This is a genomic window from Isoptericola croceus (assembly GCF_029382255.1).
GTDB classification, from domain to species: domain Bacteria; phylum Actinomycetota; class Actinomycetes; order Actinomycetales; family Cellulomonadaceae; genus Isoptericola; species Isoptericola croceus.
The window spans coordinates 119,815-143,048 of sequence record NZ_JARLLG010000010.1 but is presented as its reverse complement, the minus strand read 5'-3'; the positions used below and the strand labels follow the sequence as shown (position 1 = coordinate 143,048).

Below are 23,234 nucleotides of genomic sequence, written 5' to 3'. Positions count from 1 at the left end.
ATTTGGCATTGACTATCAAGCACACTGTTGAGTTCTCAAACAACCGACGCACACCATCCAAGACCAGGACAACCATCCCGACCCCGTCCGGGGCAACCCTTCAACCTTACCCGAATCGCTGCGCCCTGTCCAAACCGCTTGAGCAGTTCGTCCGGGCCACGATCGCAGCAAGACCCCTCACGTTCTCGGCCCACAGCGCACGAAGCACCGAAAGCCGTTCCGATGAGAGTTTCAGCCCCGGCGGCCACCTCACGGTGTCCGTTCCCTGTCGGGCTGACTTCGAGAACATTACACGCCCGCAGGCGTTGCGCCAACTCCGGTCGCAGTGACCCGGGGCACACTCCGCCTCCGGGCGTCGACGCAGGTCAGGCCCACGGCGCGACGCTCCCGCTGCAACGTCGGTCGGGTGCGCGCTAGGTTCGGCGGCGTGACCGAACCCTCCGTCGTCGTCCGCCCGGCCCGTGCCACCGAGGCTCCCGAGGTTGCCTGGTTGGCCGCCCTGACCTTTCCCCTCGCGTGCCCGCCGGGCACCCCGGTCCACACCATGGCAGCGCACGTCGCCAGCAACCTGACACCCGACCACTTTGCAGCCTGGGCCACGTCGACCGAGCACGTGCTGCTCGTCGCCGACAGCGCCGGCAGCATCGTGGGCTACACGCTCCTGATCCGGGGCGAGCCGACGGGGGCCGAGGAGCTCGCCACGCTGCGCTCCGCCGTCGGGCCGGGTCCGTACGTGGAGCTGTCCAAGATCTATGTGCGCCCGGACCATCTCGGGGCGGGCACGGCCGGCCGGATGGTCCAGGCCGCGATCGACGAGGCACACGACCTCGCTCCCGGCCGAGCGTTCTGGCTCGGGACCAACGGTGAGAACGCTCGCGCCCAGGCCTTCTACCGTCGGCACGGGTTCGACGTCGTCGGCCACCGCACCTACGACGTCGGCGGGGTGCAGCATGACGACGTCGTCATGCTGCACTCCCCCACGACGACCCCTGACGAGTAGCTCGCACCGTCCGTCGCAGCCCAGGCTCCCCTGCCTACGCCCGGCTCACCGCGAGGAGAACGCGGCGTCGAAGGCCGCCTCGGGTGCGTCGAAGGCGAGCCGGCGCACGAACTTCAACGCCTCCGGCGCCCCGATCAGGCGGTCCATGCCGGCGTCCTCCCACTCCACGGAGAGCGGGCCGTCGTAGCCGATCGCGTTGAGCATGCGGAACGCGTCCTCCCACGGCACGTCCCCGTGGCCCGTGGAGATGAAGTCCCAGCCGCGCCGCGGGTCCGCCCACGCCAGGTGGGAGGAGAGCCGCCCGTTGCGCCCGTTCAGGCGCTTCTTCGTGTCCTTGCAGTGCACGTGATAGATCCGGTCGGCGAAGTCCCACAAGAACCCGACCGGGTCCAGGTCCTGCCAGACCATGTGGCTCGGGTCCCAGTTCAGGCCGAAGGACTCCCGGTGCCCGATCGCCTCGAGCGTGCGCTGCGCCGTCCAGTAGTCGTAGGCGATCTCGCTGGGATGCACCTCGAGGGCGAACCGCACACCGACCTCTTCGAAGACGTCGAGGATCGGGTTCCATCGGTCCGCGAAGTCCTGGTACCCCGCCTCGACCATGTCCGCAGGGACAGGCGGGAACATCGCCACCGTCTTCCAGATCGACGACCCCGTGAAACCGACCACCGTCCCGACGCCGAGCTTCGCCGCCATGCGCGCCGTGTCCTTCATCGCCTCGGCGGCACGCTGCCGCACACCCTCGGGATCCCCGTCTCCCCAGACCTCCGGGGAGAGGATCTCCTCGTGGCGACGGTCGATCGGGTCGTCGCAGACCGCCTGGCCCGTGAGGTGGTTGGAGATCGCGACGATCTTCAGGCCGTGACGGGCCATCAGGTCGAGCTGGCCCTGGACGTACTCCGCGTCGTCCCAGCGTGAGACGTCCAGGTGGTCCCCCCAGCACGCCAGCTCGAGGCCGTCGTAGCCCCACCCGGCGGCCAGCGTCGCGACCTCCTCCAGCGGCAGGTCGGCCCACTGACCGGTAAAGAGACTGATCGGTCGTGCCATGTTCGGCTCCTCTCGGATGGGGCCCGACGACGTCGGGCCGGTGTCAGTTCCGTGCGCGGCGCGCACGGAGGATCAGGACGGTGGCGGCCGCAGCCCCCACCATGAGGGCGGCGACGAGCCATCCACGGCTCGTCGAGTCCTCACCCGGCGAGACCGGGGCACCGGCGGCGTCAGCCTGCGCCGGACCCGCGCCGGCCGGCTCGGGATCGCCGGCCACCGGTTCGTCGCTCGGCGGTGGGAGGACGTCCACGGACGCCGAGGCCGACATCTCGTCCGGCCCGGTCACCTCGGCCTCGAGGTTCCAGTGGCCGGGCGCCAGCTCGCCGGGCTCGGACCTGTACCAGCCGACGCCGGACGACGCGGAGACGAGCGTCAGCGGACCGACCTCGTCGCCCTCGCTCGACCGACCCGTCACGACCACCTCGGCGGACTCCTCGACGGGATGGCCGTCGTTCTTCCAGGTGAGGAGCACGGTGACGCCGCCGGCACCGTCGGTGCCGATCTCCGCAGCCACGTCTCCCCCGTGCGCCGAGGCAGGCACCGGCGCTACGACCAGGGCGGTGGCCAGCAGTCCCACGGCCAGCAGCCACCCCCACCATGTCCGCGGTGCAGCCGTCGGGGCGATCGCGACCCTCTGCTCCATGTCGGTTCTCCTCATTCCTGCTACGTCCTCGTGATCGTCGAGCGGCCCGGGTCTGGCCGCCACCGGTGCGGAAGCCTCGGCACAGGACCGGAGCGCACCCGTCCTGTGCCGAGGCACCGGCCCTCAGGGCCGGCCTGCCGGGACGGACCCGCACCCCGCAGGTCCCGGGCCAGGGATACCTGCGAGTTGCGCGCGGGTCCGTCCACAGCGCCCGATGCCTCGCGGCACCGGGATCAGTTCACCCGCACGCCACCTCCTCCAGAGTGACGAGCAGGGTGGCGCGGCGTCCGGTGGACTCCTCCCAGTCCCCGGTCAGCTCGAGGTCGACCCGCGGCCCTGGCGTCACCGTCACCTGGTAGGTGCCCGGCGTCAGGGCCGATCCGTCGGCCTTGCGACCGCGCTTGCCGTCGGCCCAGTGGTGCAGGTCGTAGGCACGCACGGTGTCCATCGGCACCCCGACGATGCTGCCGGGCGCGCCGCACTGCGGCTGTGTCACCACGACCGCCGGCGACCCGGCGACCGGACACTCGGGCTCGTCGACGGTCACCACGAGCACGCCGATGCCGCTGGCGTTCACCCGCCAGTTGCCCTCCGGCTCGACGACGTAGCCGTCGGCCGGCCGCGCCGCCACCCGGTAGGTGCCCGGAGCCAGGTCGGACGGGTCGCTCACGACCGCGCCTACGCCGTCGTCGGTCACGGGCCGGATCACGTACCGCAGACCCTCGACGTCGTCAGCGACGATCGAGCCGCCCGCGTCGCACGTCGCCTGGGTGACCGTGACGGCCGGCGTGGCCGTCCCGCCCCCGACCGGCTCGGCGATCGTGAAGGTGACGGTCTCGCCGACGACCTCCTCGCCGCCCGCAGACGCCCTGATCTGCACCGCGTGGTCACCCGGGGCCGACACCACGACCGGGGCGGTGTACTCCGCCCAGCCGCCGCCGTCCACGTTGACCTCGCGGTACACGGTGGCCCCCTCGGGGCCGCCGTCTGTCTCGACCGTGACCGTCACCGGACCGAGCCAGGCCCCGTCCGGACCGTCCGGCTCGGCAGGATCGATCGATCCCGTCACCGACAGCGGTGCCGAGTCGCCGAGCACCCGGAAGTGGTCGAACGACGCGGTCTTGGACGCCGTCTGCGGCCCGCCGAGCGCGAACAGACCGACGCGGGCGTCGTCCAGGCCGGCGTGCGTGACCGCCTGCCCGAGCGCCGACCACTCCTCGCCGTCCGCCGAGTAGGCCCCGGTGAACGTGTCCCCGTCCCGGGTCAGCCGCAGCCACCACGTCCCGGAGTCGAGGTTGTCCGCACCGGGCTGCGGGTTCTGGACAGAGCCGCCGACCTCGCTGCGCAGCTCGAGCCGTCGAGTGACCGCAGCGCCCGGCGCGTTGTCGACGACGTAGTCGAACTTGACGTACTCGTCGTCGTCGCCGTAGACGATCAGCCCGGCCTGCTGGTACTGCTCGTCCAGCGCGGACCCGTCGACCAAGGTCTGGACCGTCCAGGAGTCTCCCGGCTGGTCCTGGACCACGATGTTCGGCACGTCGCTGTTGTCCGTGCCGTAGATGTCCGTGGCGGTCGTGTCGATCTCCAGCGCGCCACCGGTCACCCGGTAGCCCGAGGGGTCCTCACGCACGACCTCCCACCGGCACGTGTCCAGGGTGTCGCCCTCGAACTCGTCGTCCGGTCCCGGGGTCGACGCCGTGTCGTCCGGGACGATGTGGAACCAGTCGAACTCCGCCGACACGATGTCCGCCTGGGTCCCCGAGCCGGCGAGCGCGAACAGACCCACCTGCGGGTCGTCCAGCCCGTCGAGTGACTTGGTCTGCGGCATCTCGGTGAAGGTGACGCCGTCGGCCGAGTACGACGCGTTCAGGTCGCTCCCGTCCGAGCTCGCCAGCCGCACGTAGACCGTGGACGGGTAGGCCGCCCCGAGCGCCGCGGTGTTCGAGGCGCCGACCTCCTGGGGGTCCCCTCCCTGCTCACGGATGAACTGGAAGATCCGCGTGGCCGGGTCCGCCGGTGCCGACCTGCCCTGGATCACCATCTTGGCGTAGTCGTCCGGACCGTCCCAGATCAGCAGGCCTGCCTGCTGGTACTGGGCGTTCGCCTCGACCGACACCTTCGCGGTCGCGGTGAACGGCCCGTCCGGTAGGTCCTGGAGCACCAGGTTGGGGACGTCCTCGTTGTTCGTCCCGTAGAAGTCGCTGCGCGTGGCGGGGAGCGTCAGGTGGCCGTCCGCCACCTGCAGCCCCTGGTCTCGGTTCAGGACGTCCCAGCGGGCGGGGTCGAGCTCGTCCCCGAGGAAGTCGTCGGACCGGCCGGTGAAGCACAGACCCGGCTCGGACGACGACCGGTCGACCTTGATCGTGGCGTACTGGACCGCATAGGCGCCCCCTCCATCGGTGACGCGTACCTGCAGCCGGTAGGAGCCCGGTTCGTCGTAGGTGACCTCGAAGGTCTCGCCACCGACGTCGAACCCGTCCCCGAACCCGGCGTCCCAGGCGATCTCGAGATCACCCGGCGTCTCGTCGGGGTCGCTGGCGACGACCGTCGCGACGACGTCGAGCGGTGCGGTGCCGGAGGTCGGCTCCACGGTGAGCTCGACGTCGGGCCGGACGTTGTCCGTCACGCCCCGGCCGTCGATCTCCATCCAGTTCACGTTCGCCTGGCCGGAGACGAGCACGAAGTACAGCGTGCCCGAGCCCGACGGGACGTCGGACAGCTCGGTCCCCGCCAGGGTGTAGACCTGCCAGTCACCGGTCGCGGGAACCTCGATGCTGCCGATCTCCGGGCCGTCCGGGGCGTCCCAGCGGACCGAGACCAGCCCGCCGTTGGGCGACGCCGCACGCAGCGAGACCCCGTCGACGGACGCCAGGCTGATGGGCTCGTGCGCCCACCAGTCGTCCGGCTCGATGTAGCCGATGTTCTGACCGCCGCCGGCGGTGTCGGCCGTCGTCTCGACCACGACACCGGGGTCGCCGGCGCTCGTGGATCCCTCGAGCCGACCGGTCGAGGTGTAGAACTCCGACTGCAGCAGCTTCGGCTGGAGAACCTGCAGGTCGTTGGCCGTGAGCGGCACGCCGACCTCGCCGCCGTCGTCCGAGTACGTCGCCTCGATCACCCAGAAGATGTTCGCGTCGATGCCATGGCCCTCGTCCCGTGCGGTCTGGAACGAGCCGGTACAACCCTCGAGCTCGTCGAACGGGTGCGCGTGCGAGTCGTGGCCGAGCGATGTGAACAACGTGACGTCGCCGCAGTCGACCTCGCCGTCCGGGTCGGTGACCTCGATCTCGTAGAGGACCTGGTCACCCCACTCGAAGAACCCTCCGTTCTCCGGGAACGTGATCGAGATGCTCGGCGCCTCGTTGCCCACCACGATCGACACGTTCGCCACGCCGACCTGACCGGCCGTGTCCGTGACGACGAGCTGCGCCGTGTAGGCGCCGTTCTCGGTGTAGGTGTGCGTCGGGTTCGCCTCCGAGCTGGGCTCGGACCCGTCGCCGAACGACCACTGCAGCGTGTACTCCCCGCCGCCCGGGTGCCGGGTGCCCTCGGAGGAGAACTGCACCGTCAGCGGAGCCGCACCGGAGGTCACGTCGGCCGAGGCCCGCGCGATGGGCGCGGGATTGCCCTTGACGTAGTTGATCTTGTATATGCCAGAGGTGTCGTTGTTCCCGCCGAACCCGGCACCCCAGTCGATCACGTAGAGCGCACCGTCAGGTCCGAAGTCGAAGTCCATCGGACGGTTGAAACCCTCGGACGGGTCCAGGATCCCGGGCAGGACCCGGTTGATGTTGACGATGTCGTCGCGCTGGTCACCGGTGAGCTGGAACGAGTACATCCGTCCCTGGTTCCACTCGCCGAAGAACGCCTTGCCGTCCCAGTACGCGGGCCACTTGACGTCCGAGTCGAGGTCGGGGTCGAACTCGTACACGGCGCCGCCCATCGGTGCGCCGCCGCCGCCGATCTCCGGGAACAGCGGGTTGGCGGAGTACCCGTACCAGAGCTCGGCACCGATCGCCGGGGGCAGCTGCTCGATGCCCGTGTTGTTCGGCGAGTCGTTGACCGGACCGTCGGCACAGCTGAACGCTGCACCCGACTGGCCCGTGGCGAAGTTGTAGTCACGGAAGTCCTCGTTCGGGCCGGTGCAGTACGGCCACCCGTAGAACCCCGGTTCGCTCACCACGTTCCACTCGACGGTCCCGGCAGGGCCGCGGTTGGGGTTGGCGTTGCCCGCGTCCGGACCGTAGTCGGCCACGTGGACGTTGCCCGTCGCCGGGTCCACACCGATCCGGAAGGGGTTGCGGAAGCCCATCGCGTAGATCTCCGGCAGCGTGTCCGGCGTGCCCGCGTCGAACATGTTGCCGTCGGGGACGGTGTAGCTGCCGTCCGGCTGCGGGGTGATCCGCAGAATCTTGCCCCGCAGGTCGTTGCTGTTGGCCGACGTGCGCTGCGCGTCGTAGTTGTGCCGGCCGCTGCGCTCGTCGGTCGGGGTGAAGCCCTGCGACTCGAACGGGTTGGTGTTGTCCCCCGTGGCGACGAACAGGTTGCCCTCGGCGTCGAAGACCATGTCACCACCCGCGTGGCAGCAGGTCTCGCGCTGGGTGGGGATGACGAGCACCGTCTCCTCGCTCGCCGGGTCGGCCGTCCCTGTCGTGAGGTCGACGTCGAAGCGCGACACACGGTTGTGCGGCCCCTGGTCACCCACGACCCGAGGTGACCAGAACAGGTACAACCACCCGTTCTCCGCGAAGTCGGGGTCCAGCACGACGCCGGTCAGACCGTCCTCGTTGGACTGCGTGACGTCGAGGGTCATCGCTGTCGAGGTCACGTTGGTGTCAGGGTCGATGACCCGCAGCCGTCCGTCCCGCTCGACGTAGAAGACCGTGCCGTCAGGTGCGACGTCCAGCATCATCGGGTTCGCGGTGCTCTCGTCGAGCGGCACCATCTCGAAGCTGTCGCTCTGCGTGGCGGTGCAGTCGGAGTCGACGACACCGGCGGCGGTGCGGATGCCCCCGAGCAGGTGCTCCAGGAACTCCGGCTCGGCGAACGACTCGTCGGTGTGGCCGCCACCGGTGTACCAGGACCGACCGCCGTCGACCTCGTGGCACCAGGCGATCGGGTGGTCGGCCCCCATGGCACCGCTGCCGACCTGGTAGGTGGACTCGTCGAGGGATGCCAGGACGTGCACGTCGTCCCGCGGGCTGCTGCGGAAGTTGTACCACTCGTCGTACCGTTCCCAGCGCTCGGGCAGGTGGTCCGTCGACGGGTGGACGTGGTCCTCGACCTTGATGGTCGCGTCCTGGTTCGGCGGGTGGGAGGCGAAGTAGGCGCCGACGAGCTCGCCGTACCAGGGCCAGTCGTACTCGGTGTCGGAGGCGGCGTGGACACCGGCATAGCCGCCACCGTTGCCGATGTACCGCTCGAACGCCTCCTGCTGCTCAGCATTGAGCACGTCGCCGGTGGTGGACAGCCAGACGACGGCCTCGTACTGCTCGAGGTTCTCGTCGGTGAACGCTTCGGCGTCCTCGGTGGCGTCCACCGAGAAACCGTTCTCCACGCCCAGCTGCTCGATCGCGGCGATGCCGGCGGGGATGGAACCGTGACGGAAGCCCGCCGTCTTGGAGAAGACGAGGACGTCGAACGGGTCGGTCTGTGCCGCAGCGTCGACGTCGACGTCGGCGGCTTCGACCGCGGGGGCCGGTTCTGCGGCGTTCGCCGCGGTCGCCAGCACGAGGGGTAGGCAGACCGCCGCTGCGGCGGCGGACGCGACGAGTCGGGCCGCTGCGCGCGGTCTGCGCGAGAGCACGTGGATCACCAAGATCTCCTTCGGGGTAGGTCAGTGGTGCTGCGCTCCGAGACCACGCGAGAGCTCGGCCCTGAGCTCTCGACGGGTCCGTCGACGACGGTGTCGCCTGTCGTGACGCCCGCGGACGGGCGTGATGGTGCCTCCTTCCTCCGCCCGGGGGCGGCGTTCATCGGCGGCCGGCGTCGTCGCCGGCCGCCGATGGTGTCAGACCTCGGTCCAGGCGCCTCCACCGTCCGAGCTGCGCTCGACGGCGTCCAGCACGCGCTGCACGGCGAGGCCGTCGGCGAACGACGGCGCCGGCGCCCTGCCCGCGGCGAGGTCGTCGACGAGGTCCACCACCTGGTGGGTGAACCCGTGCTCGTACCCGAGCCCATGTCCCGGCGGCCACCAGGCGGCGACGTACGGGTGGTCCGGCTCGGTCACGACGATGCGGCGGAACCCGGCGATGCGTGAGTCCTCGGTGCCGTCGAAGTAGTGCAGGACGTTCATGTCCTCGAAGTCGAACGCCAACGAGCCGCGCGACCCGTTGATCTCGAGACGGATGGCGTTCTTGCGGCCGGCGGCGAACCGGGACGCCTCGAAGCTGGCCAGCCCGCCGCCCGATAACCGCCCGAAGAACACGGCCGCGTCGTCGACGGTCACCGTTCCGGTGCCCACACCGGCCTCTCCGGTCAGCCCGCGCGACGACGCCGCCACAGGGCGCTCCCTGACGAACGTCTCCAGGGTGCCGTTGACCCCGATCAGCGCCTGCCCGGTGACGAACTGGGCAAGATCGACGGCATGTGCCCCAATGTCACCCAGGGCGCCCGACCCTGCCTTCGACCTGTCCAGCCGCCACGACAGCGGAGTCGCCGGGTCGATCAGCCAGTCCTGCAGGTACTGGGCCCGGACGTGCCGAACCTCGCCGACCCTGCCCTCTGCCACCAGCTGTCGTGCCAGCTGGATCGCTGGGACACGCCGGTACGTGAAACCCACCATCGACCGGACGCCGCGGGCCTCCGCCCGCTCGGCGGCGGCCGTCATGAGCTCGGCCTCCGCGACGCTGTTGGCCAGGGGCTTCTCGCACAGCACGTGCTTGCCGGCCTCCAGCGCGGCGATGGCGATCTCGGCGTGCGTGTCCCCGGGCGTGCAGATGTCGACGAGGTCGATGTCGTCACGCTCGAGCAGGCGGCGCCAGTCCGTCTCGGTGGACTCCCAGCCGAGACGTGCGGCGGCGTCGGCGACACGCGCGGCGTCCCGTCCGACGACGGCGGTCATCTCCGTGCGCAGCGGCAGGTCGAAGAAGCGGGGTGCGGTCCGCCATGCCTGGGAGTGTGCGGCGCCCATGAACGCGTAGCCGACCATGCCGACTCCGAGACGGGCACGTGCTGCATCACCCATGTGAGTGGTCCTTCCTTCGTGGGGCACGGCCCGTACCCGCGTGCGGGCGGCCAGGGCCGCGGCGGCGGGGACAGGGCCCCGCCGCCGGGTCGTGGGTGCGTCGGTCAGGAGCGGAAGCCGATCGACAGGTACTGGTCGACGTTGTCGGCGGTCACGACGGGCGCGAACAGCTGCGTCGTACGCGGCACGCCGGCCGACGCCAGGTCGCCCATGTTCTTGGACTGGGCGACGAGCCGCGCGAGCTTGATGCCGTCCGCAGCCTGGGTCGAGGGGTAGATGACCGTGGCCTGCAGGACCGAGTCACCCGCCTGGATCTCCTCCATCACGTCGAGCGAACCGGCGCCACCGACCATGAAGAACTCGTCACGACCGGCGTTCTCGATCGCGGCGAGCACGCCGACGCCCTGGTCGTCGTCGTGGTTCCAGATGGCGTCGATCTCCGGCTCGGCCTGCAGGAGGTTCGACGTCGCCGTCTCGCCGCCCTGGATGGTGAAGTCGGCAGAGACCTGCGTGGAGACGGACAGACCGCAGTCGCTCAGCGCGTCCGCGAAGCCCTGCGAGCGGTCCTGGGTCAGCGGCAGGTTGGCGATGCCCTGGATCTCCGCGACGACGGCGTCGGACTGGTCGCCGAGCTGCTCGCAGATGTAGGTGCCCGCCGACACACCCATGCCGTAGTTGTCGCCCAGGATCGTGGCACGGGCGGCGAACGGGCTGGAGAACTCGCGGTCCACGTTGATGACCGGGATCCCGGCCTCCATGGCCTCGATGGCGATCTCGGTCAGGGCGTCACCGTCGAAGGGCAGCAGCACGATGGCGTCGACGCCCTCGTTGATGAACTGCTCGATGTGGCTGATCTGCATGTTGACGTCGTTCGTGGCCTCGGCCTGTCGCAGCTCGACGTCCTCGTAGCCCTCCGCCTCGTCGAGAGCTGCGCGGGTGATCGCACCCATCCAGCCGTGGTCAGCGGCCGGGGCGGAGAAGCCGATCGTGACGGTCTCGCCGGGCTCGTCGTTGGCGGTGCCGCCGGACGAGTCCTCCTGGCTCACCGCGTCGCCGTCGTTCTCCTCCTCGGGCGGCTCGTTGCTGACACAACCGGTCAGCAGGAGGGCAGTCGTCGCTGCGGCGGCCGTCAGGCCGAGCAGGCGGTGGTTTCGCGTCATTCGTGCGGACATGAAATCTTCCTCGATTCGATCCGGTGTTGATGGGAGAGGCTGGGGTCGCCGCTACGTCGACGACGGCTTGTTGGCGAAGCGCTGCTGGAGCAGCACCGCGACGACGATGATGAGGCCCTTGGCCACGAGCTGGGCCGAGCTGGTCATGTTGTTCATCGTGAAGACGTTGGTGAGCGCGGTGAAGATGAGGACGCCGAGGACGGTGCCGAAGATGGTGCCGCGTCCACCGGCGAGCAGGGTGCCTCCGACGACGACGGCGGCGATCGCGTCGAGCTCCAGGAGGAACCCGTTGGTCGACGTCCCGGCCGTGGTGCGCCCCAGCATCCCCACGGCAGCGATGCCGGCGGTGAGCCCGGCCAGCCCGTAGATGTACACCGTGTGACGCTTCACCTTGATGCCGGCCAGCCGGGCGGCCTCGGCATTGCCGCCGATGGCCACGGTGCGTCGGCCGAACGTCGTGCGGTTGAGCAGGAACCAGCCGGCGACCGCCACGGCGACGAACATCCACACGAGGACAGGCACGCCGAGGAAGTCCGCCCGGAAGAAGGTGGTGAACTCGCTGACCTCGACGCGCTGGGTCTGCCGGTCCGAGATGATCTCGGCCAGACCGCGGGCGCCGGCCATCATCGCCAGGGTCGCGATGAAGGCCACGACCTTGCCGTAGGCGATGATCACGCCGTTGACCAGGCCGGCGGCGGTGCCGACCGCCATGGCGGTGAACACGATCACGATCCAGTGGAAGTTGCCGGCCATCGTCTGGGTGGCGAGCGTCGTCGCCCAGACCGTCGCGAGCCCCAGGACGGAGCCGACCGAGAGGTCGATGCCGCCGGAGGTGATGACGAAGGTCATCCCGATGGACACCACACCCAGCACGGCGGCGAGCCGCAGGATGGTCAGGACGTTCCCCCAGTCGGCGAAGCGCTCACCACCGGTGATCACACCGACGACGCAGATGAGCGCCAGGGCCACGACCAGGCCGAGGTTGCGGCCCGCGGAGCCGCGCAGCCAGGTCGACCGGGAGGCGTGCTCCTCGGCCGGAGGTGCTGTCGTTTCGGTGTTCACGCGATCGTTCCTTCCATGACGAGGTCGAGCACGCCGTGCTCGTTGATGTCTTTCGCCGGGCACCGGTGGACGACCTCGCCGTCGGAGACCACGAGGACGTTGTCGGCCAGCCCCAGGACCTCGGGGATCTCGCTGGAGATCACGACCACGGCGTTCCCGGCGTCCGCGAGCCGGCGGATGAGCGCGTAGATCTCGGACCGTGCGCCGACGTCGACGCCGCGGGTGGGCTCGTCGAGGAGGAGCACCTCGCAGCCGTGCACCAGCCAGCGGCCGAGCAGCGCCTTCTGCTGGTTCCCTCCTGAGAGGGTGCGTGCGGCGCGCTCGGCCCCACGGGGTCGCAGGTCGAGCGCCTCGATCTGCTCGGTGGCCGCTCGCTTCTCCGCGGGCTCGTCGAGCCAGCCGGCCCGGGCGATGCCGGCGAAGGACGAGAGCGTGATGTTCCGGTAGACCGGCTCGTCGAGCACGAGGCCCTGGCTCTTGCGCTCCTCCGGGCACAGTCCGATGCCGGCCGCCACCGCGGCGGGCACGTCTCCTGGACGCAGCTTCTTGCCGGCCACGGTGACGGTGCCCCGGGAGGCTCGCCGCGCGCCGTAGACCGTCTCGATGATCTCCGAGCGGCCCGAGCCGACCAGTCCGGCGAGCCCGACGATCTCCCCGGAGCGCACCTGGAACGAGACGTCGGTGAACGTTCCGTCGAGGGTCAGGCCCTCGACGTCGAGCAGCACGGGAGCGTCCTCCGGGACACCCGGACTGTCGGGGAAGACGAACTCGACGTCGCGTCCGGTCATCAGGCGGATGAGCTCGTCCGTGGGGGTGTCGGCGACCTCGAGGTTCCGTCCCACCGTCCGCCCGTCCTTGAGGACGGTGATGCGGTCGCCGATGCGTCGGATCTCCTCGAGCCGGTGCGAGATGTAGACGATCGCGATGCCCTGGTTGGTCAGCTCCTCCACGACACGGAAGAGGTTGTCGACCTCGCCCGAGTCCAGCACGGCGGACGGCTCGTCCATGACGATGACCCGCGCGTCGTGCGAGAGCGCACGAGCCATCGAGACGACCTGCTTGCCGGCGGCGGGCAGCGAGCTGACCTCACGGTTCGGTGAGATCTCGCTGTGACCCAGGCGCGCGAGGATCTCGCGGGTGCGGCGCACGAGCTCGCGGCGCTTGGTGAACCCGGCGGTGGCCAGCTCGTGCCCGAGGAACACGTTCTCGGCGACGCTCAGGCCGTCCACGACGTCCAGCTCCTGGTACATCGTCGCGACGCCGTGCTCCAGCGCCGCCACAGGATGGGGGATGTCGATCGGCTCACCGTCCATGAGGACGGTGCCCTCGGTCGGCCGGTGGGCTCCGGCGAGCACCTTGATGAGCGTGGACTTCCCTGCTCCGTTCTGGCCGAGGAGACAGTGCACCTCTCCGGGCAGGACGTCGAGGTCCACGCCGTCGAGTGCCCGGGCTCCGGGAAACGTCTTCACGATGCCTTGCATCTGCAGCAGCGGTGCTGGGGGGTCTTCTGTGACCATGTGACGAACGTAGACGGACTTATGTTGTCCGTCAAGCAAAAGTGTGGGAACTTTGTGATCGTTACCCGCTCGTGATAGACACCGAGCGACCAAAACACGGATGTCGAAGGGGCGTGGTTCACTGTGCTCATGGAAGGGCTGCAGAAGTTCCCACCACGCCCCACCGGGGCCGGTGAGATGTTCCAGCTGTTCCGGGACGGCACCCCCCACACCAGGGCCTCGCTCGTCTCCGAGACCGGCCAGTCCCGCTCCACCGTCGCCGCACGCATCGACGCCCTGACCGCCGTGGGACTTCTCGCCCCGGCTGGTGAGGCCACGAGCACGGGGGGGCGCCCGCCCTCGACCTTCGCGTTCGACCCGTCGGCCCGGATCGTGCTCGGCGTCGACCTCGGTGCGACGCACGCGCGGCTCGCCGTCACCGACCTCGCGGCCAGACCGATCGCCTCGACGCAGGAGCCGCTGGCCATCGCCGACGGCCCGGAACGCGTCCTCTCCTGGGTCGCCGACAGCGGCGCCGCACTCGTGGCCCAGGCCGGCAGGCAGGTCAAGGAGCTCGCCGGGATCGGCATCGGCCTCCCCGGGCCCGTCGACCACGCCGACGGCCGGCCGGTGAACCCGCCGATCATGCCGGGCTGGGACGGCACCGACGTCCCCGGCATCCTCCACCAGCTGCTCGGTGCCCCCGTCGTCGTGGACAACGACGTCAACGTGATGGCTCTCGGCGAGCACCGCACGGTCTGCCCCGACGAGCAGAACCTCCTGTTCGTCAAGGTCGCGACCGGTATCGGAGCGGGAGTCGTCATGGACGGCGAGCTGCGTCGCGGGGCGCAGGGTGCTGCCGGCGACCTCGGGCACGTCGCGGTGTCAGGTGCCGCCGAGATCCCGTGCCGCTGCGGGAACATCGGCTGCCTCGAGGCCGTGGCGGGCGGGCTGGCGATCGCGGCCGCGCTGCAGGAGGGCGGCGCGCGGATCCGGACGACGCAGGACATCGTCGACCTCGTCCGGGCCGGTGACGTGGCGGCGGGACAAGCCGTCCGCCAGGCGGGCCGCGACATCGGCACGGTGCTGGCCGCCTCGGTCAGCCTGCTCAACCCGTCGCGCATCATCATCGGCGGTGTGCTCGCCGGCGCCGGCGAGCACCTCGTCGCCGGGATCCGAGAGGTGGTCTATCAGCGGTCGCTCCCCCTGGCGACCCAGCATCTGCGGATCGTCACCTCGCAGGCCGGGTCCCAGGCCGGGGTCGTCGGCGCCGCGACGCTGGTCACGGACCGCTTCCTCGCGCCGCACTCGATCGACACGCTCATCACCGTCAAGGAGGACACGTGAGCAACCGCACCGCCCTCGTGGTCCGTGGAGGCTGGAAGGGACACGATCCCGTCGGCACCACCGACCTCTTCGTCCCCACGCTGACCGACGCCGGGTTCGACGTCACCGTCGAGGACTCCCTCGAGGTCTACGCCGACGACGCCGTCATGTCCGGGATCGACCTGATCGTGCAGAGCTGGACCATGGGCGAGATCCTCGTCGACGAGATGCACGGGCTGCGCCTGGCCGTGGAGAACGGCACCGGGCTCGCCGGGTGGCACGGAGGTCTGCTCGACGCCTTCCGCGGGGCCACCGACTACCAGCACATCGTGGGCGGGCAGTTCGTCGCCCACCCCGGCGACATGGTCGACCACGAGATCGTCGTGCGCCCCGAGCGCGCCGACCACCCCGTCGTCGCCGGCATCAGCTCACCGCTCCGGCTCACCACCGAGCAGTACTGGGTCCAGACGGACCCCCTGTGCGACGTCCTGGCGACGACCACGCACGCCGTCAGGGCGGATGCCCCGTGGCACGAGCCGGTCACGGTCCCGGCCGTCTGGACCCGGCGGTGGGGGCGCGGGAAGGTGTTCGCGTGCACCGTCGGGCACAGCACCGCCGAGCTGCAGGTCCCCGAGATCCGCGCGATCATCGACCGCGGCCTCGTCTGGGCCGCGCGGGAGCCCGCCGTCTGACCCGGGACGCACGCCGACGGGGCGGGTGCGCTCCGCGACCGGCCCGTCAGCCGCCGTCGCGCAGGCCGTCGAGCATGACCACGACGGCCTCCCAGAAGTCGACGCGAGCCTGGTGCGTGGCGCCGGGCCGGGCGACCGAGGTGATGCCGAGCCCCTCGAACACGTCGGGCCCGAGAGCTACCGGGACGTAGGGAGCCAGGGACACCGCGTGCCCGGCGCCCTCGCCCAGGACCAGGGCCGTGGCCCCCGCACCGCGCCGGGACACGACGTCCTGGGCGAACGCGCAGGAGGACCAGAGCTCGTCGCGCGTTCCGCACGCGAGCACGACCGGGCCGGCGATCTCCTCGACGCCGATCGCCGCGAGCCGCAGGTCCTCGACGCCGCCGGCGAACGGGCAGATATCGGCCAGCGGCTCATCGTCCAGGGTCCATGCAGGGACCGCGTTGTCCGGGTATCCGCAGTAGAGCGAACCGGCACCGGTCGGCGCGATCGCCGCGTGCACGAGCTCGGTGCGTTCTGCCGCCAGCCACAGCGCCATCTCGCCACCCCGCGACGCTCCGAACGTCACGACCCGCTCGGTGTCGACCTCCGGCTGCTCGTGCAGCCAGTCCAGCGCGTCGAGGAACGTCCCCACCGGCACCTGCTCCAGCTCCGCCGGCTGGCCCTCGGCGCCGAAGTAGGAGATTCCCAGTGCGGGGTAGCCCAGAGCTGCGAGCCACCGTGCCGTGCTCGCCCCACTGCTCAGCCCGCCCTCCGACCCGCCGAACACGAGGACGGCCGGGCGCCGCTCCCCCGCCTCAACATTCGCCGGGACGGCGTACTCGGCGACGAGACCGTCGTCGTCCACCGGGCGGATCTCGACGTCCGGAGCCGATCCCGGACGCTCGATCGAGGTCTGCGCGAGGGTCTCGCCGTCGCCGTCACGGAGCTCCAGGTCGACCGTGTGCGGCTGGTCCCAGGCCGCCAGATCCACCCGTCCCTCGGAGATCATCGCCCAGATCGGCGCCATCGGGTCCGCCGTCTCCCAATGACCCGAGGAGGGCGCCACCTCGGCGATGTCGACGGACCCGTCGTCGGGCACGGTGAACGTCGCCCTCGAGCCGAACGGCACGTCGCCGACGACGGCGCTCGCCTCGAGCGTCACGTCGGAGCCCGGAGCGAGACCGCCGAGGGTCACGTCGATCGGCGCGAACGGGCCGTCGAGCTCGGTCACCTCGATCGACGGCTCGGGGGGCGGGGCGCACGAGGCCGTCGCGAGTGCTGCCACCACGGCGAGCGTGGCCCGGAGAGCTGCTGTGCGACCGGCTGGTGGGCGGTCAGGGTCGGGACGTCGCCAGGCCATCCTCCATCCTGGCAGGGGCCGGCAGTTCCGTCGAGACCGGTGCCGATCCGGCGCGCCGGAAGCACACTCAGTCCGTGAGCGCATCCGGGCCCCCTTCGAGCAACCGCGTGAACTGGCCCTCGTCCAGGATCGTCAGACCGAGGTCGCGCGCCTTGGTCTCCTTGGACCCGGCGTTCTCGCCCACGACGACGTAGTCGGTCTTCTTGGAGACCGATCCGGACGCCTTGCCGCCTGCGGCGAGCACCGCCTCCTTGGCCCCGTCGCGCGTGTAGCCCTCGAGGGAGCCGGTGACGACGACGGTCAGGCCGGCGAGCGGACCCGTCGGGCCGTCCGCGGCCTTCTCCGCCATCACGGCTGGTCCAGGATGGCCGGGGACCGCGAACCGGACGCCGGCCGCGGCCCATGCCTCCACGATCTCGCGGTGCCAGTCGACCTCGAACCAGGCCAGCACCTCGTCGGCGATCACGGGCCCCACGCCCTCGACCGCGGCCAGCTCCTCCCGGGACGCCGAGCGGATCGCGTCCAGCGAGCCGAACCAGTCCGCGAGCGCCCGCGCCGCCACGGGCCCGACGTGCCGGATGTTGAGGGAGACGAGGATGCGCCACAGGTCCTTGGTCCTGGCCCGTTCGAGCTCCGCGACGAGCGTGTCGGCCGTGCTCGACGGACCGAAGACCGGGAAGTCCTTCCGGACGCCGGCGGCGCGGCGCTCGGCCGGGGTCGCGTCCTCGTACCCGGGCGGGTAGGTGCGGCCGACGACCTTCTGGAACGGCCGGACCACCTTGGCCTTCATCGTCGAACCGTCCGACACGGTGATCTCCGCGGCCTCGCCCCTGCCGTCGCTGGGTCTCGGCAGGCCGGTCTCCGGGTCGCGCACGACGACACGGATCGGCTCGAGGAGCTCGACGGTCAGGTCGAACAGGCGCGCCTCGGTGCGCAGCGGCGGCTCCTTCGGCTCCAGCGGCTGGGTCAGCGCCGCCGCGGTGACCTCCCCGAGCGCCTCGATGTCGAGGCCCCCGCGGGATCCGATGTGCTCCACGCGCCCCCGCACCTGTGCCGGGCACGTCTGCGCGTTGGGGCAGCGCAGGTCGACGTCCGTCTCCTTCATGGGCCGCAGCGGCGTGCCGCACTCGGGGCACTCGGCCGGCATGACGAAGTCCTCGCGGGGGTAGCCGTCGTCGGCGAGCGCCGTGACCGGGCCGAGGATCTCGGGGATCACGTCACCGGCCTTGCGCAGCACCACCACGTCGCCGATACGGACCCCCTTGGCCCGGACCACGTCCTGGTTGTGCAGCGTCGCCTGCCGCACGGTGGAACCGGCGACCTTGATCGGCTCCATCACCGCATACGGCGTGGCACGGCCCGTCCTGCCGACCCCGACCTGGATCGCGAGCAGGCGCGTGTTGACCTCCTCGGGCGGGTACTTGTAGGCGATCGCCCAGCGCGGCGCGCGGCTCGTGGCCCCGAGGCGGCGCTGGTCCGCCAGGGCGTCCACCTTGACCACGATGCCGTCCAGCTCGTGCTCGATGTCGTGGCGGTGCTCGGCGTAGTGGTCGATCATCGCCTGCACCCCGTCGAGCGTGTCGACCACGCGGTTGTGGGGGGAGACGGGCACCCCCCACTCCTCGAACAGCGCGTAGGCGTCCGACTGACGCGCCAGCTCCGCGTGCTCCCCCTGGTCCCACTGCAGCGCACCGACCCCGTGGGCGTACATCCGCAGGTTGCGGCTCGCCGTGACGCGCGGGTCCTTCTGCCGCAGCGACCCGGCCGCCGTGTTGCGCGGGTTGGCGTACGGGTCCTGACCGGCCGCGACGATCTTCTCGTTGAGCGCGGCGAAGTCCTCACCACCCATGAACACCTCGCCGCGGATCTCGATGACGTCCGGGTGCGTCGCCGGGTCACCGCCGAGCCGTGGCGGGATCGAGCCGATGGTGCGGACGTTGGCCGTGACGTCCTCACCCTCGCGCCCGTCGCCCCGGGTCGCGGCGCGGGTGAGCTCGCCCCTCTCGTACAGCAGGGCGATCGCGAGCCCGTCGATCTTCACCTCGCACAGGAAGCCCACCTCGGCGCCCTCGGCCACGCCCAGGTCCCGGTGCACACGGTCCGACCACGCCGACAGCTCGTCGGCCGAGAAGGCGTTGTCCAGCGACAGCATGCGCTCCAGGTGCTGCACCGTGGCGAAGCCGGCGGCGGCCCGACCGCCGACCCGCTGCGTCGGCGACTCGGGCTTGCGCAGTGCGGGGTGTGCCGCCTCCAGCGCCTCCAGCTCCCGCATCCGCGCGTCGTACTCGGCGTCGGACACCTTCGGTGCGTCCTGCTCGTAGTAGGCCCGCTGGTCCTCCTCCACGAGAGCGACGAGCTCGGCCCACCGTCGTTGCGCGGTGGACTCGTCGAGGGCGGCGGGGTCGGTCGTGTCGGTCACGACCCCATCTTGCCGTGGAGCACCGACAGGGTGCGCGTCCGGACCGGCCGACCGATTCATGCCTGTACAGGGCCTATCGCCCGGTGTGTCCGGACCGCTACGATCCTTGCGATCACCACCACACCGACCAAGAGCAGGGACGCCCATGAAGATCGCCGTCGTCGGCGCCGGATTCGCCGGTCTGGCCAGCGCCAAGGTCCTGTCCGAGTTCGGCCACCAGGTCGTCGTGTTCGACAAGACCCCCGACGTCGGGGGCGTCTGGAGCGCGACCCGCCGGTACACGGGTCTGTACACGCAGAACAACAAGGGTTCGTACTCCTTCTCGGACCTGCCGATGCCCAAGCACTACCCCGAGTGGCCGAGCGGTGAGCAGGTCCAGGCCTACCTCGAGCAGTACGTGGAGGAGCACGGCCTGTCCGACGCGCTGCGCCTGTCGACCGAGGTCGTGCGCGCCGAGCTCAGCGACACCGAGGACGGCTGGCTCGTCACCTCCCGCCACGCTGGCGAGGCGGTCGGCGACCCCGAGGCGTTCGACCACCTGATCGTCGCGAACGGGATCTTCTCCGACCCGGTCATCCCCGCGTTCGACGGCCTCGCCGAGCTCCTGCGCGCCGGCGGGAAGGTCGTCGCGGCGAGCCAGCTCGCCTCGGTGGAGGACGCCCGCGGCAAGAACGTCGTCGTGGTCGGGTACGGCAAGTCGGCGTGCGACGTCGCCGCGGAGATCGGTCCCGTCGCCGAGAGCACCACGGTCGTGGCCCGCCAGCTGCTGTGGAAGCTGCCGAAGAAGCTCGGCAAGGCGCTCAACTACAAGTACCTGCTGCTCACCCGGCTGGGTGAGGCCCTGTTCCGCTACCAGACGCTGGACAGCGGCATGGAGAAGTTCCTGCACGGGCCCGGCAACGCTGTGCGTGGGTCCATGGTCTCGAGCGTCGGAGCGGTCTCGAAGAAGCAGCTCCGCCTCGAGGACCTGGGCCTGGTGCCGCGCGGAGAGTTCTCCGACATCGCGCGATCCACGGTGTCGCTGGCCACCGACGGCCTCTACGAGCAGGTCGCCAGCGGCGCCATCACCGTGCACCGCGACGCCGAGATCGAGCGGTTCACCACCGACGACGACGGCGCCCCGGTCGCCATGCTCAGCGACGGCAAGACGGTCCGCGCCGACCTCGTGGTGTGCGGCACCGGCTTCCACCAGCGCGTCCCGTTCCTGGACCAGGAGGTCACCGACCGGTTGCTCGACGACCGCGGCAACTTCCACCTCTACCGGCAGATCCTGCCCCACGACGTGCCGCACCTGACGTTCGCCGGGTACAACTCGTCCCTGTTCAGCCCGCTCTCGGCGGAGATCGGCGCCGTGTGGACGGCGGGATACCTCGCCGGAGCGCTGGACCTGCCGCCCCTCGAGGTGCGCCGCGAGCACGTGACCGACCGTGTGGAGTGGATGGAGAAGCGCACCGAGGGCAAGCACGCCCGCGGGACCAACGTCATCCCGTTCTCCATGCACCAGATCGACGAGCTGCTCGACGACCTGGACCTCAACCTCTCAGGACCGGACCAGGCGAAGCAGTGGCTGCTCCCGGTGGACCCGAAGGCCTACCGGGGCGTCACCGACCGCTTGCGGGCACGCATCACCGCCTGAGCGGGCGGACCGCGAGCTCCCGGCCCGCCCGCTCAGCGGAAGCGGACCGGGAGCTCGCGCGGGTACCGGGTCCACGCGGAGCGCACCGGCTCGACCTCGATGGGCGCGACCGTCAGCTCCATCTCGGTGACCCTGCTCAGGAAGTGGCCCACCACGAGCCGCGTGATCAACGGGGCCGTCCGGTGCGCCGGGCACGCGTGCGCGCCGACGCCCCAGGTCAGGTGGAAGCGGGAGTCGACCTGCTCCCACGGGTCCGTGGCCTGGACAGCCCCGTCGGCATTGGCCGCGGCCACGGCCGGCACGATCGCGTCCCCGGCAGCGATCGGCTGCCCCCCGAGCTCGCTGTGGGTCAGGGCGTAGCGCGGCAGCAGGTGCGGCATCGGTGGGGTGTCCCGCGCGATCTCGTCGAGGGCGTCGTCGATGGAGAGCCGGCCACCGTGGACCTTCGCCGCGAACGCCGGGTCCGCCAGCATCCGGTGCAACGCCGTCGCGATCCAGGCGATCTCGGCGTCGTGAGCCGTCCGGAAGAGCAGTCCGACCGCACCCATGACCTCGAGGTCGTGGTGGTGCTGCTCGTGGGCGAGCAGCTGGGACGTCAGGTCGTCGCCGGGCTCGGCCCGGCGACCGGCGACGAAGGTCGCGAGCAGGTTCTCCGTCTCGGCGACGGCCGGATGGGCGGACTCCGTCCCGGACCGTTGGTCGACGGTGAGCTCATGCATCCTGCGGGCGTCGGCGAGCGTCATCCCGAGCAGGTCGGCCAGGACGCGGACCGGGACGTCCACCGCGTAGTCCGCCACCAGGTCTGCCTCACCGCGGGCGGCAAGACGGGAGAGCGCCGAGGTGGACGCCACGGTGACCGTCCGTGCGAGCCGCCTGTCGTCGACACCCGCCAGGACGTCCGCGAGCGGGGCCCGCAGCCGCCGGTGCTCCCCTCCGTCACGGTCGTGTGCGCTGTCCCGCTGAGCCAGCGCCGCGCGGACGGGCGACCGCCAGGCGACCAACCTCTCGGACTCGTAGCGCCAGTCACGGGAGTCGCGGGAGAACAGCACCTCGTTGCGCAGCACGGTACTGACCTCGTCATAGCCGAGCGCGAGCCAGGCCGGCACCCCGGGCTCGAGGTCCACCGGGGCGACGGCACCCCACCGGGAGCGCAGCGCCGCATAGCTCGCACGCGGATCACGGGAACCGGCGAGGTCGGCGAGCAACGGCCGGTCGGCGACCTCCTCCAGGCGGACGACCCGACCGGCGGCGGTGACGCTCATGTCGCGACGCTCTCGCCGCGACGACGGCGCAGCGCATGAGCGACCAGCGTCGTCAACGCCTCGACGGCCTGGGAGCGACGTCGCACGTCACCGGCGACGATCGGTGTGTCGTCAGGCAGGTCGAGGGCGGCCCTCACCTCCTCGATCCCGTGGCGCGGCGAGTCGGGGAACTCGTTGACGACCACCGTGATCGGGAGCCGGGTGTGCTCCTCGATCTGGTCCAGGACCTCGAAGCTCTGCGCGAGATCGCGGGTGTCCACCATCACCAGCGCGCCGACCGCGCCGTCGGCCAGCCCTGACCAGAGGTCCCAGAACCGGCGCTGACCAGGCGTCCCGAACAGGTAGAGCGCCGTCGCGGAGCCGACGGTGACGCGGCCAAAGTCCATCGCGACGGTCGTCGTCGCCTTCTGACCGCGATGTGGGTCCACACCCACGCTCGCCGTGGTGATCGATTCCTCGGTGCTGAGCATGGGAATCTCGCTCACCGCACGGATGAGCGTCGTCTTGCCGACGCCGAACGCACCGACCACCAGGACCTTGACCGACCTGTCGACGGTTGGCGCGAGGTGCTGGGCGGCGCGCGTCTCAGAGGCCGCGGAGCCCATCGAGCACCTCCTCGAGCAGGTCAGTCCCGAGCAGGTCCGTCCCGGGCAGGTCGTGCACAGGGGTGGAGCGGACCGCCAGGTAGCCGCCGTCCACCAGGTCGGAGACGATGACGGCGACGAGGCTCACCGGCAGGTGCAGGTAGGCGGCGAGCTCGGCCAGAGCGAGCGTCCCGCGACAGGTCTGCAGAAGCGTCCGCTCGTGCCGCCCGGCGGTACCCGGCAGCTCACGGCCGTCGTCCACGGCGCGCAGCAGGGTCTCCGGTCGCAGAGTGTTGCGTGTCGGGTGCGCTCGTCCACCGGTCAGGACGTAGGAGCGCACCGGGTGGTCGCGGTATCCGTCCGAGTGCAT

16 protein-coding genes are annotated in these 23,234 nt (G+C 70.9%); 4 read left to right on the top strand and 12 right to left on the bottom strand.

Going from position 1 to position 23,234, the window contains the following annotated elements:
* Positions 1–427: 427 nt before the first annotated feature.
* Positions 428–1,000 (top strand): GNAT family N-acetyltransferase, encoded by a 573-nt coding sequence (locus PZC42_RS18025; RefSeq protein WP_277213014.1) that lies wholly within the window; start codon positions 428–430, stop codon positions 998–1,000.
* A gap of 45 nt (positions 1,001–1,045) precedes the next feature.
* Here the strand turns inward: PZC42_RS18025 and PZC42_RS18020 are convergent, their stop codons facing one another.
* From PZC42_RS18020 to PZC42_RS17990, 7 genes are all read right to left on the bottom strand, one after another.
* Positions 1,046–2,044 carry a sugar phosphate isomerase/epimerase family protein gene (locus tag PZC42_RS18020; protein ID WP_277213012.1) on the bottom strand — a complete coding sequence of 333 codons (999 nt, stop codon included), beginning with the start codon at positions 2,042–2,044 and terminating at the stop codon, positions 1,046–1,048.
* Positions 2,045–2,087: 43 nt separating this feature from the next.
* Positions 2,088–2,687 carry a hypothetical protein gene (locus tag PZC42_RS18015; protein WP_277213011.1) on the bottom strand — a complete coding sequence of 200 codons (600 nt, stop codon included), beginning with the start codon at positions 2,685–2,687 and terminating at the stop codon, positions 2,088–2,090.
* 238 nt (positions 2,688–2,925) lie between these two features.
* On the bottom strand, positions 2,926–8,502 hold the full coding sequence (locus PZC42_RS18010; RefSeq protein WP_277213009.1) for a ThuA domain-containing protein: 5,577 nt from the start codon (positions 8,500–8,502) through the stop codon (positions 2,926–2,928).
* 195 nt (positions 8,503–8,697) lie between these two features.
* Positions 8,698–9,873: a Gfo/Idh/MocA family protein gene (locus PZC42_RS18005; RefSeq protein WP_277213008.1), complete on the bottom strand. Its 1,176-nt coding sequence runs from the start codon at positions 9,871–9,873 to the stop codon at positions 8,698–8,700.
* A gap of 104 nt (positions 9,874–9,977) precedes the next feature.
* Positions 9,978–11,045: a substrate-binding domain-containing protein gene (locus PZC42_RS18000; RefSeq protein ID WP_277213007.1), complete on the bottom strand. Its 1,068-nt coding sequence runs from the start codon at positions 11,043–11,045 to the stop codon at positions 9,978–9,980.
* Between the two features lie 51 nt (positions 11,046–11,096).
* Positions 11,097–12,107: an ABC transporter permease gene (locus PZC42_RS17995; protein ID WP_277213006.1), complete on the bottom strand. Its 1,011-nt coding sequence runs from the start codon at positions 12,105–12,107 to the stop codon at positions 11,097–11,099.
* Positions 12,104–13,624: a sugar ABC transporter ATP-binding protein gene (locus tag PZC42_RS17990; RefSeq protein WP_277213005.1), complete on the bottom strand. Its 1,521-nt coding sequence runs from the start codon at positions 13,622–13,624 to the stop codon at positions 12,104–12,106. The genes PZC42_RS17995 and PZC42_RS17990 overlap by 4 nt, the downstream gene beginning before the upstream one ends.
* 129 nt (positions 13,625–13,753) lie before the next feature.
* On the opposite strand from PZC42_RS17990, the gene PZC42_RS17985 reads away from it, so the two are divergent.
* Positions 13,754–14,950 (top strand): ROK family protein, encoded by a 1,197-nt coding sequence (locus PZC42_RS17985; RefSeq protein WP_277213004.1) that lies wholly within the window; start codon positions 13,754–13,756, stop codon positions 14,948–14,950.
* Positions 14,947–15,621 carry a ThuA domain-containing protein gene (locus PZC42_RS17980; RefSeq protein ID WP_277213003.1) on the top strand — a complete coding sequence of 225 codons (675 nt, stop codon included), beginning with the start codon at positions 14,947–14,949 and terminating at the stop codon, positions 15,619–15,621. The genes PZC42_RS17985 and PZC42_RS17980 overlap by 4 nt, the downstream gene beginning before the upstream one ends.
* A 46-nt stretch (positions 15,622–15,667) precedes the next feature.
* Here PZC42_RS17980 and PZC42_RS17975 read toward each other — a convergent pair whose 3' ends face one another.
* Together PZC42_RS17975 and ligA are read right to left on the bottom strand one after the other, a co-directional pair.
* Entirely contained in the window at positions 15,668–16,963 is a 1,296-nt protein-coding gene (locus tag PZC42_RS17975) for an acyl-CoA thioesterase/BAAT N-terminal domain-containing protein (RefSeq protein ID WP_277213002.1), read from the bottom strand.
* A 67-nt stretch (positions 16,964–17,030) separates the two neighbouring features.
* The gene (gene ligA, locus PZC42_RS17970) at positions 17,031–19,442 is read right to left on the bottom strand and encodes an NAD-dependent DNA ligase LigA (RefSeq protein ID WP_438802972.1); all 2,412 of its coding nucleotides are present in this window, start codon (positions 19,440–19,442) and stop codon (positions 17,031–17,033) included.
* A gap of 85 nt (positions 19,443–19,527) precedes the next feature.
* Between ligA and PZC42_RS17965 the strand changes: the two genes are divergently transcribed.
* Positions 19,528–21,018, top strand: a complete 1,491-nt coding sequence (locus tag PZC42_RS17965) for a flavin-containing monooxygenase (protein ID WP_277213000.1) — start codon at positions 19,528–19,530, stop codon at positions 21,016–21,018.
* 32 nt (positions 21,019–21,050) lie between these two features.
* Here PZC42_RS17965 and PZC42_RS17960 read toward each other — a convergent pair whose 3' ends face one another.
* From PZC42_RS17960 to PZC42_RS17950, 3 genes are read right to left on the bottom strand one after another with little or no spacing between them, the layout of a single operon-like run.
* On the bottom strand, positions 21,051–22,280 hold the full coding sequence (locus PZC42_RS17960; RefSeq protein ID WP_277212999.1) for a cytochrome P450 family protein: 1,230 nt from the start codon (positions 22,278–22,280) through the stop codon (positions 21,051–21,053).
* Positions 22,277–22,885: a GTP-binding protein gene (locus tag PZC42_RS17955; RefSeq protein ID WP_277212998.1), complete on the bottom strand. Its 609-nt coding sequence runs from the start codon at positions 22,883–22,885 to the stop codon at positions 22,277–22,279. Before PZC42_RS17955 ends, PZC42_RS17960 begins: the two co-directional genes overlap by 4 nt.
* Positions 22,866–23,234, bottom strand: a complete 369-nt coding sequence (locus PZC42_RS17950) for a DUF742 domain-containing protein (RefSeq protein WP_277212997.1) — start codon at positions 23,232–23,234, stop codon at positions 22,866–22,868. Before PZC42_RS17950 ends, PZC42_RS17955 begins: the two co-directional genes overlap by 20 nt.

Excerpts from the sequence above, each read along its gene's own strand:
- PZC42_RS18020 (WP_277213012.1), bottom strand. The coding sequence starts at position 2,044 with ATGGCACGACCGATCAGTCTCTTTACCGGTCAGTGGGCCGACCTGCCG.
- ligA (WP_438802972.1), bottom strand. The coding sequence starts at position 19,442 with ATGAATCGGTCGGCCGGTCCGGACGCGCACCCTGTCGGTGCTCCACGG.
- PZC42_RS17985 (WP_277213004.1), top strand. The coding sequence starts at position 13,754 with ATGGAAGGGCTGCAGAAGTTCCCACCACGCCCCACCGGGGCCGGTGAG.
- PZC42_RS17975 (WP_277213002.1), bottom strand. The coding sequence starts at position 16,963 with ATGGCCTGGCGACGTCCCGACCCTGACCGCCCACCAGCCGGTCGCACA.
- PZC42_RS17965 (WP_277213000.1), top strand. The coding sequence starts at position 19,528 with ATGAAGATCGCCGTCGTCGGCGCCGGATTCGCCGGTCTGGCCAGCGCC.
- PZC42_RS17955 (WP_277212998.1), bottom strand. The coding sequence starts at position 22,885 with ATGGGCTCCGCGGCCTCTGAGACGCGCGCCGCCCAGCACCTCGCGCCA.
- PZC42_RS18000 (WP_277213007.1), bottom strand. The coding sequence starts at position 11,045 with ATGTCCGCACGAATGACGCGAAACCACCGCCTGCTCGGCCTGACGGCC.
- PZC42_RS17950 (WP_277212997.1), bottom strand. The coding sequence starts at position 23,234 with ATGCACTCGGACGGATACCGCGACCACCCGGTGCGCTCCTACGTCCTG.
- PZC42_RS18015 (WP_277213011.1), bottom strand. The coding sequence starts at position 2,687 with ATGGAGCAGAGGGTCGCGATCGCCCCGACGGCTGCACCGCGGACATGG.
- PZC42_RS17960 (WP_277212999.1), bottom strand. The coding sequence starts at position 22,280 with ATGAGCGTCACCGCCGCCGGTCGGGTCGTCCGCCTGGAGGAGGTCGCC.
- PZC42_RS18005 (WP_277213008.1), bottom strand. The coding sequence starts at position 9,873 with ATGGGTGATGCAGCACGTGCCCGTCTCGGAGTCGGCATGGTCGGCTAC.
- PZC42_RS17990 (WP_277213005.1), bottom strand. The coding sequence starts at position 13,624 with ATGGTCACAGAAGACCCCCCAGCACCGCTGCTGCAGATGCAAGGCATC.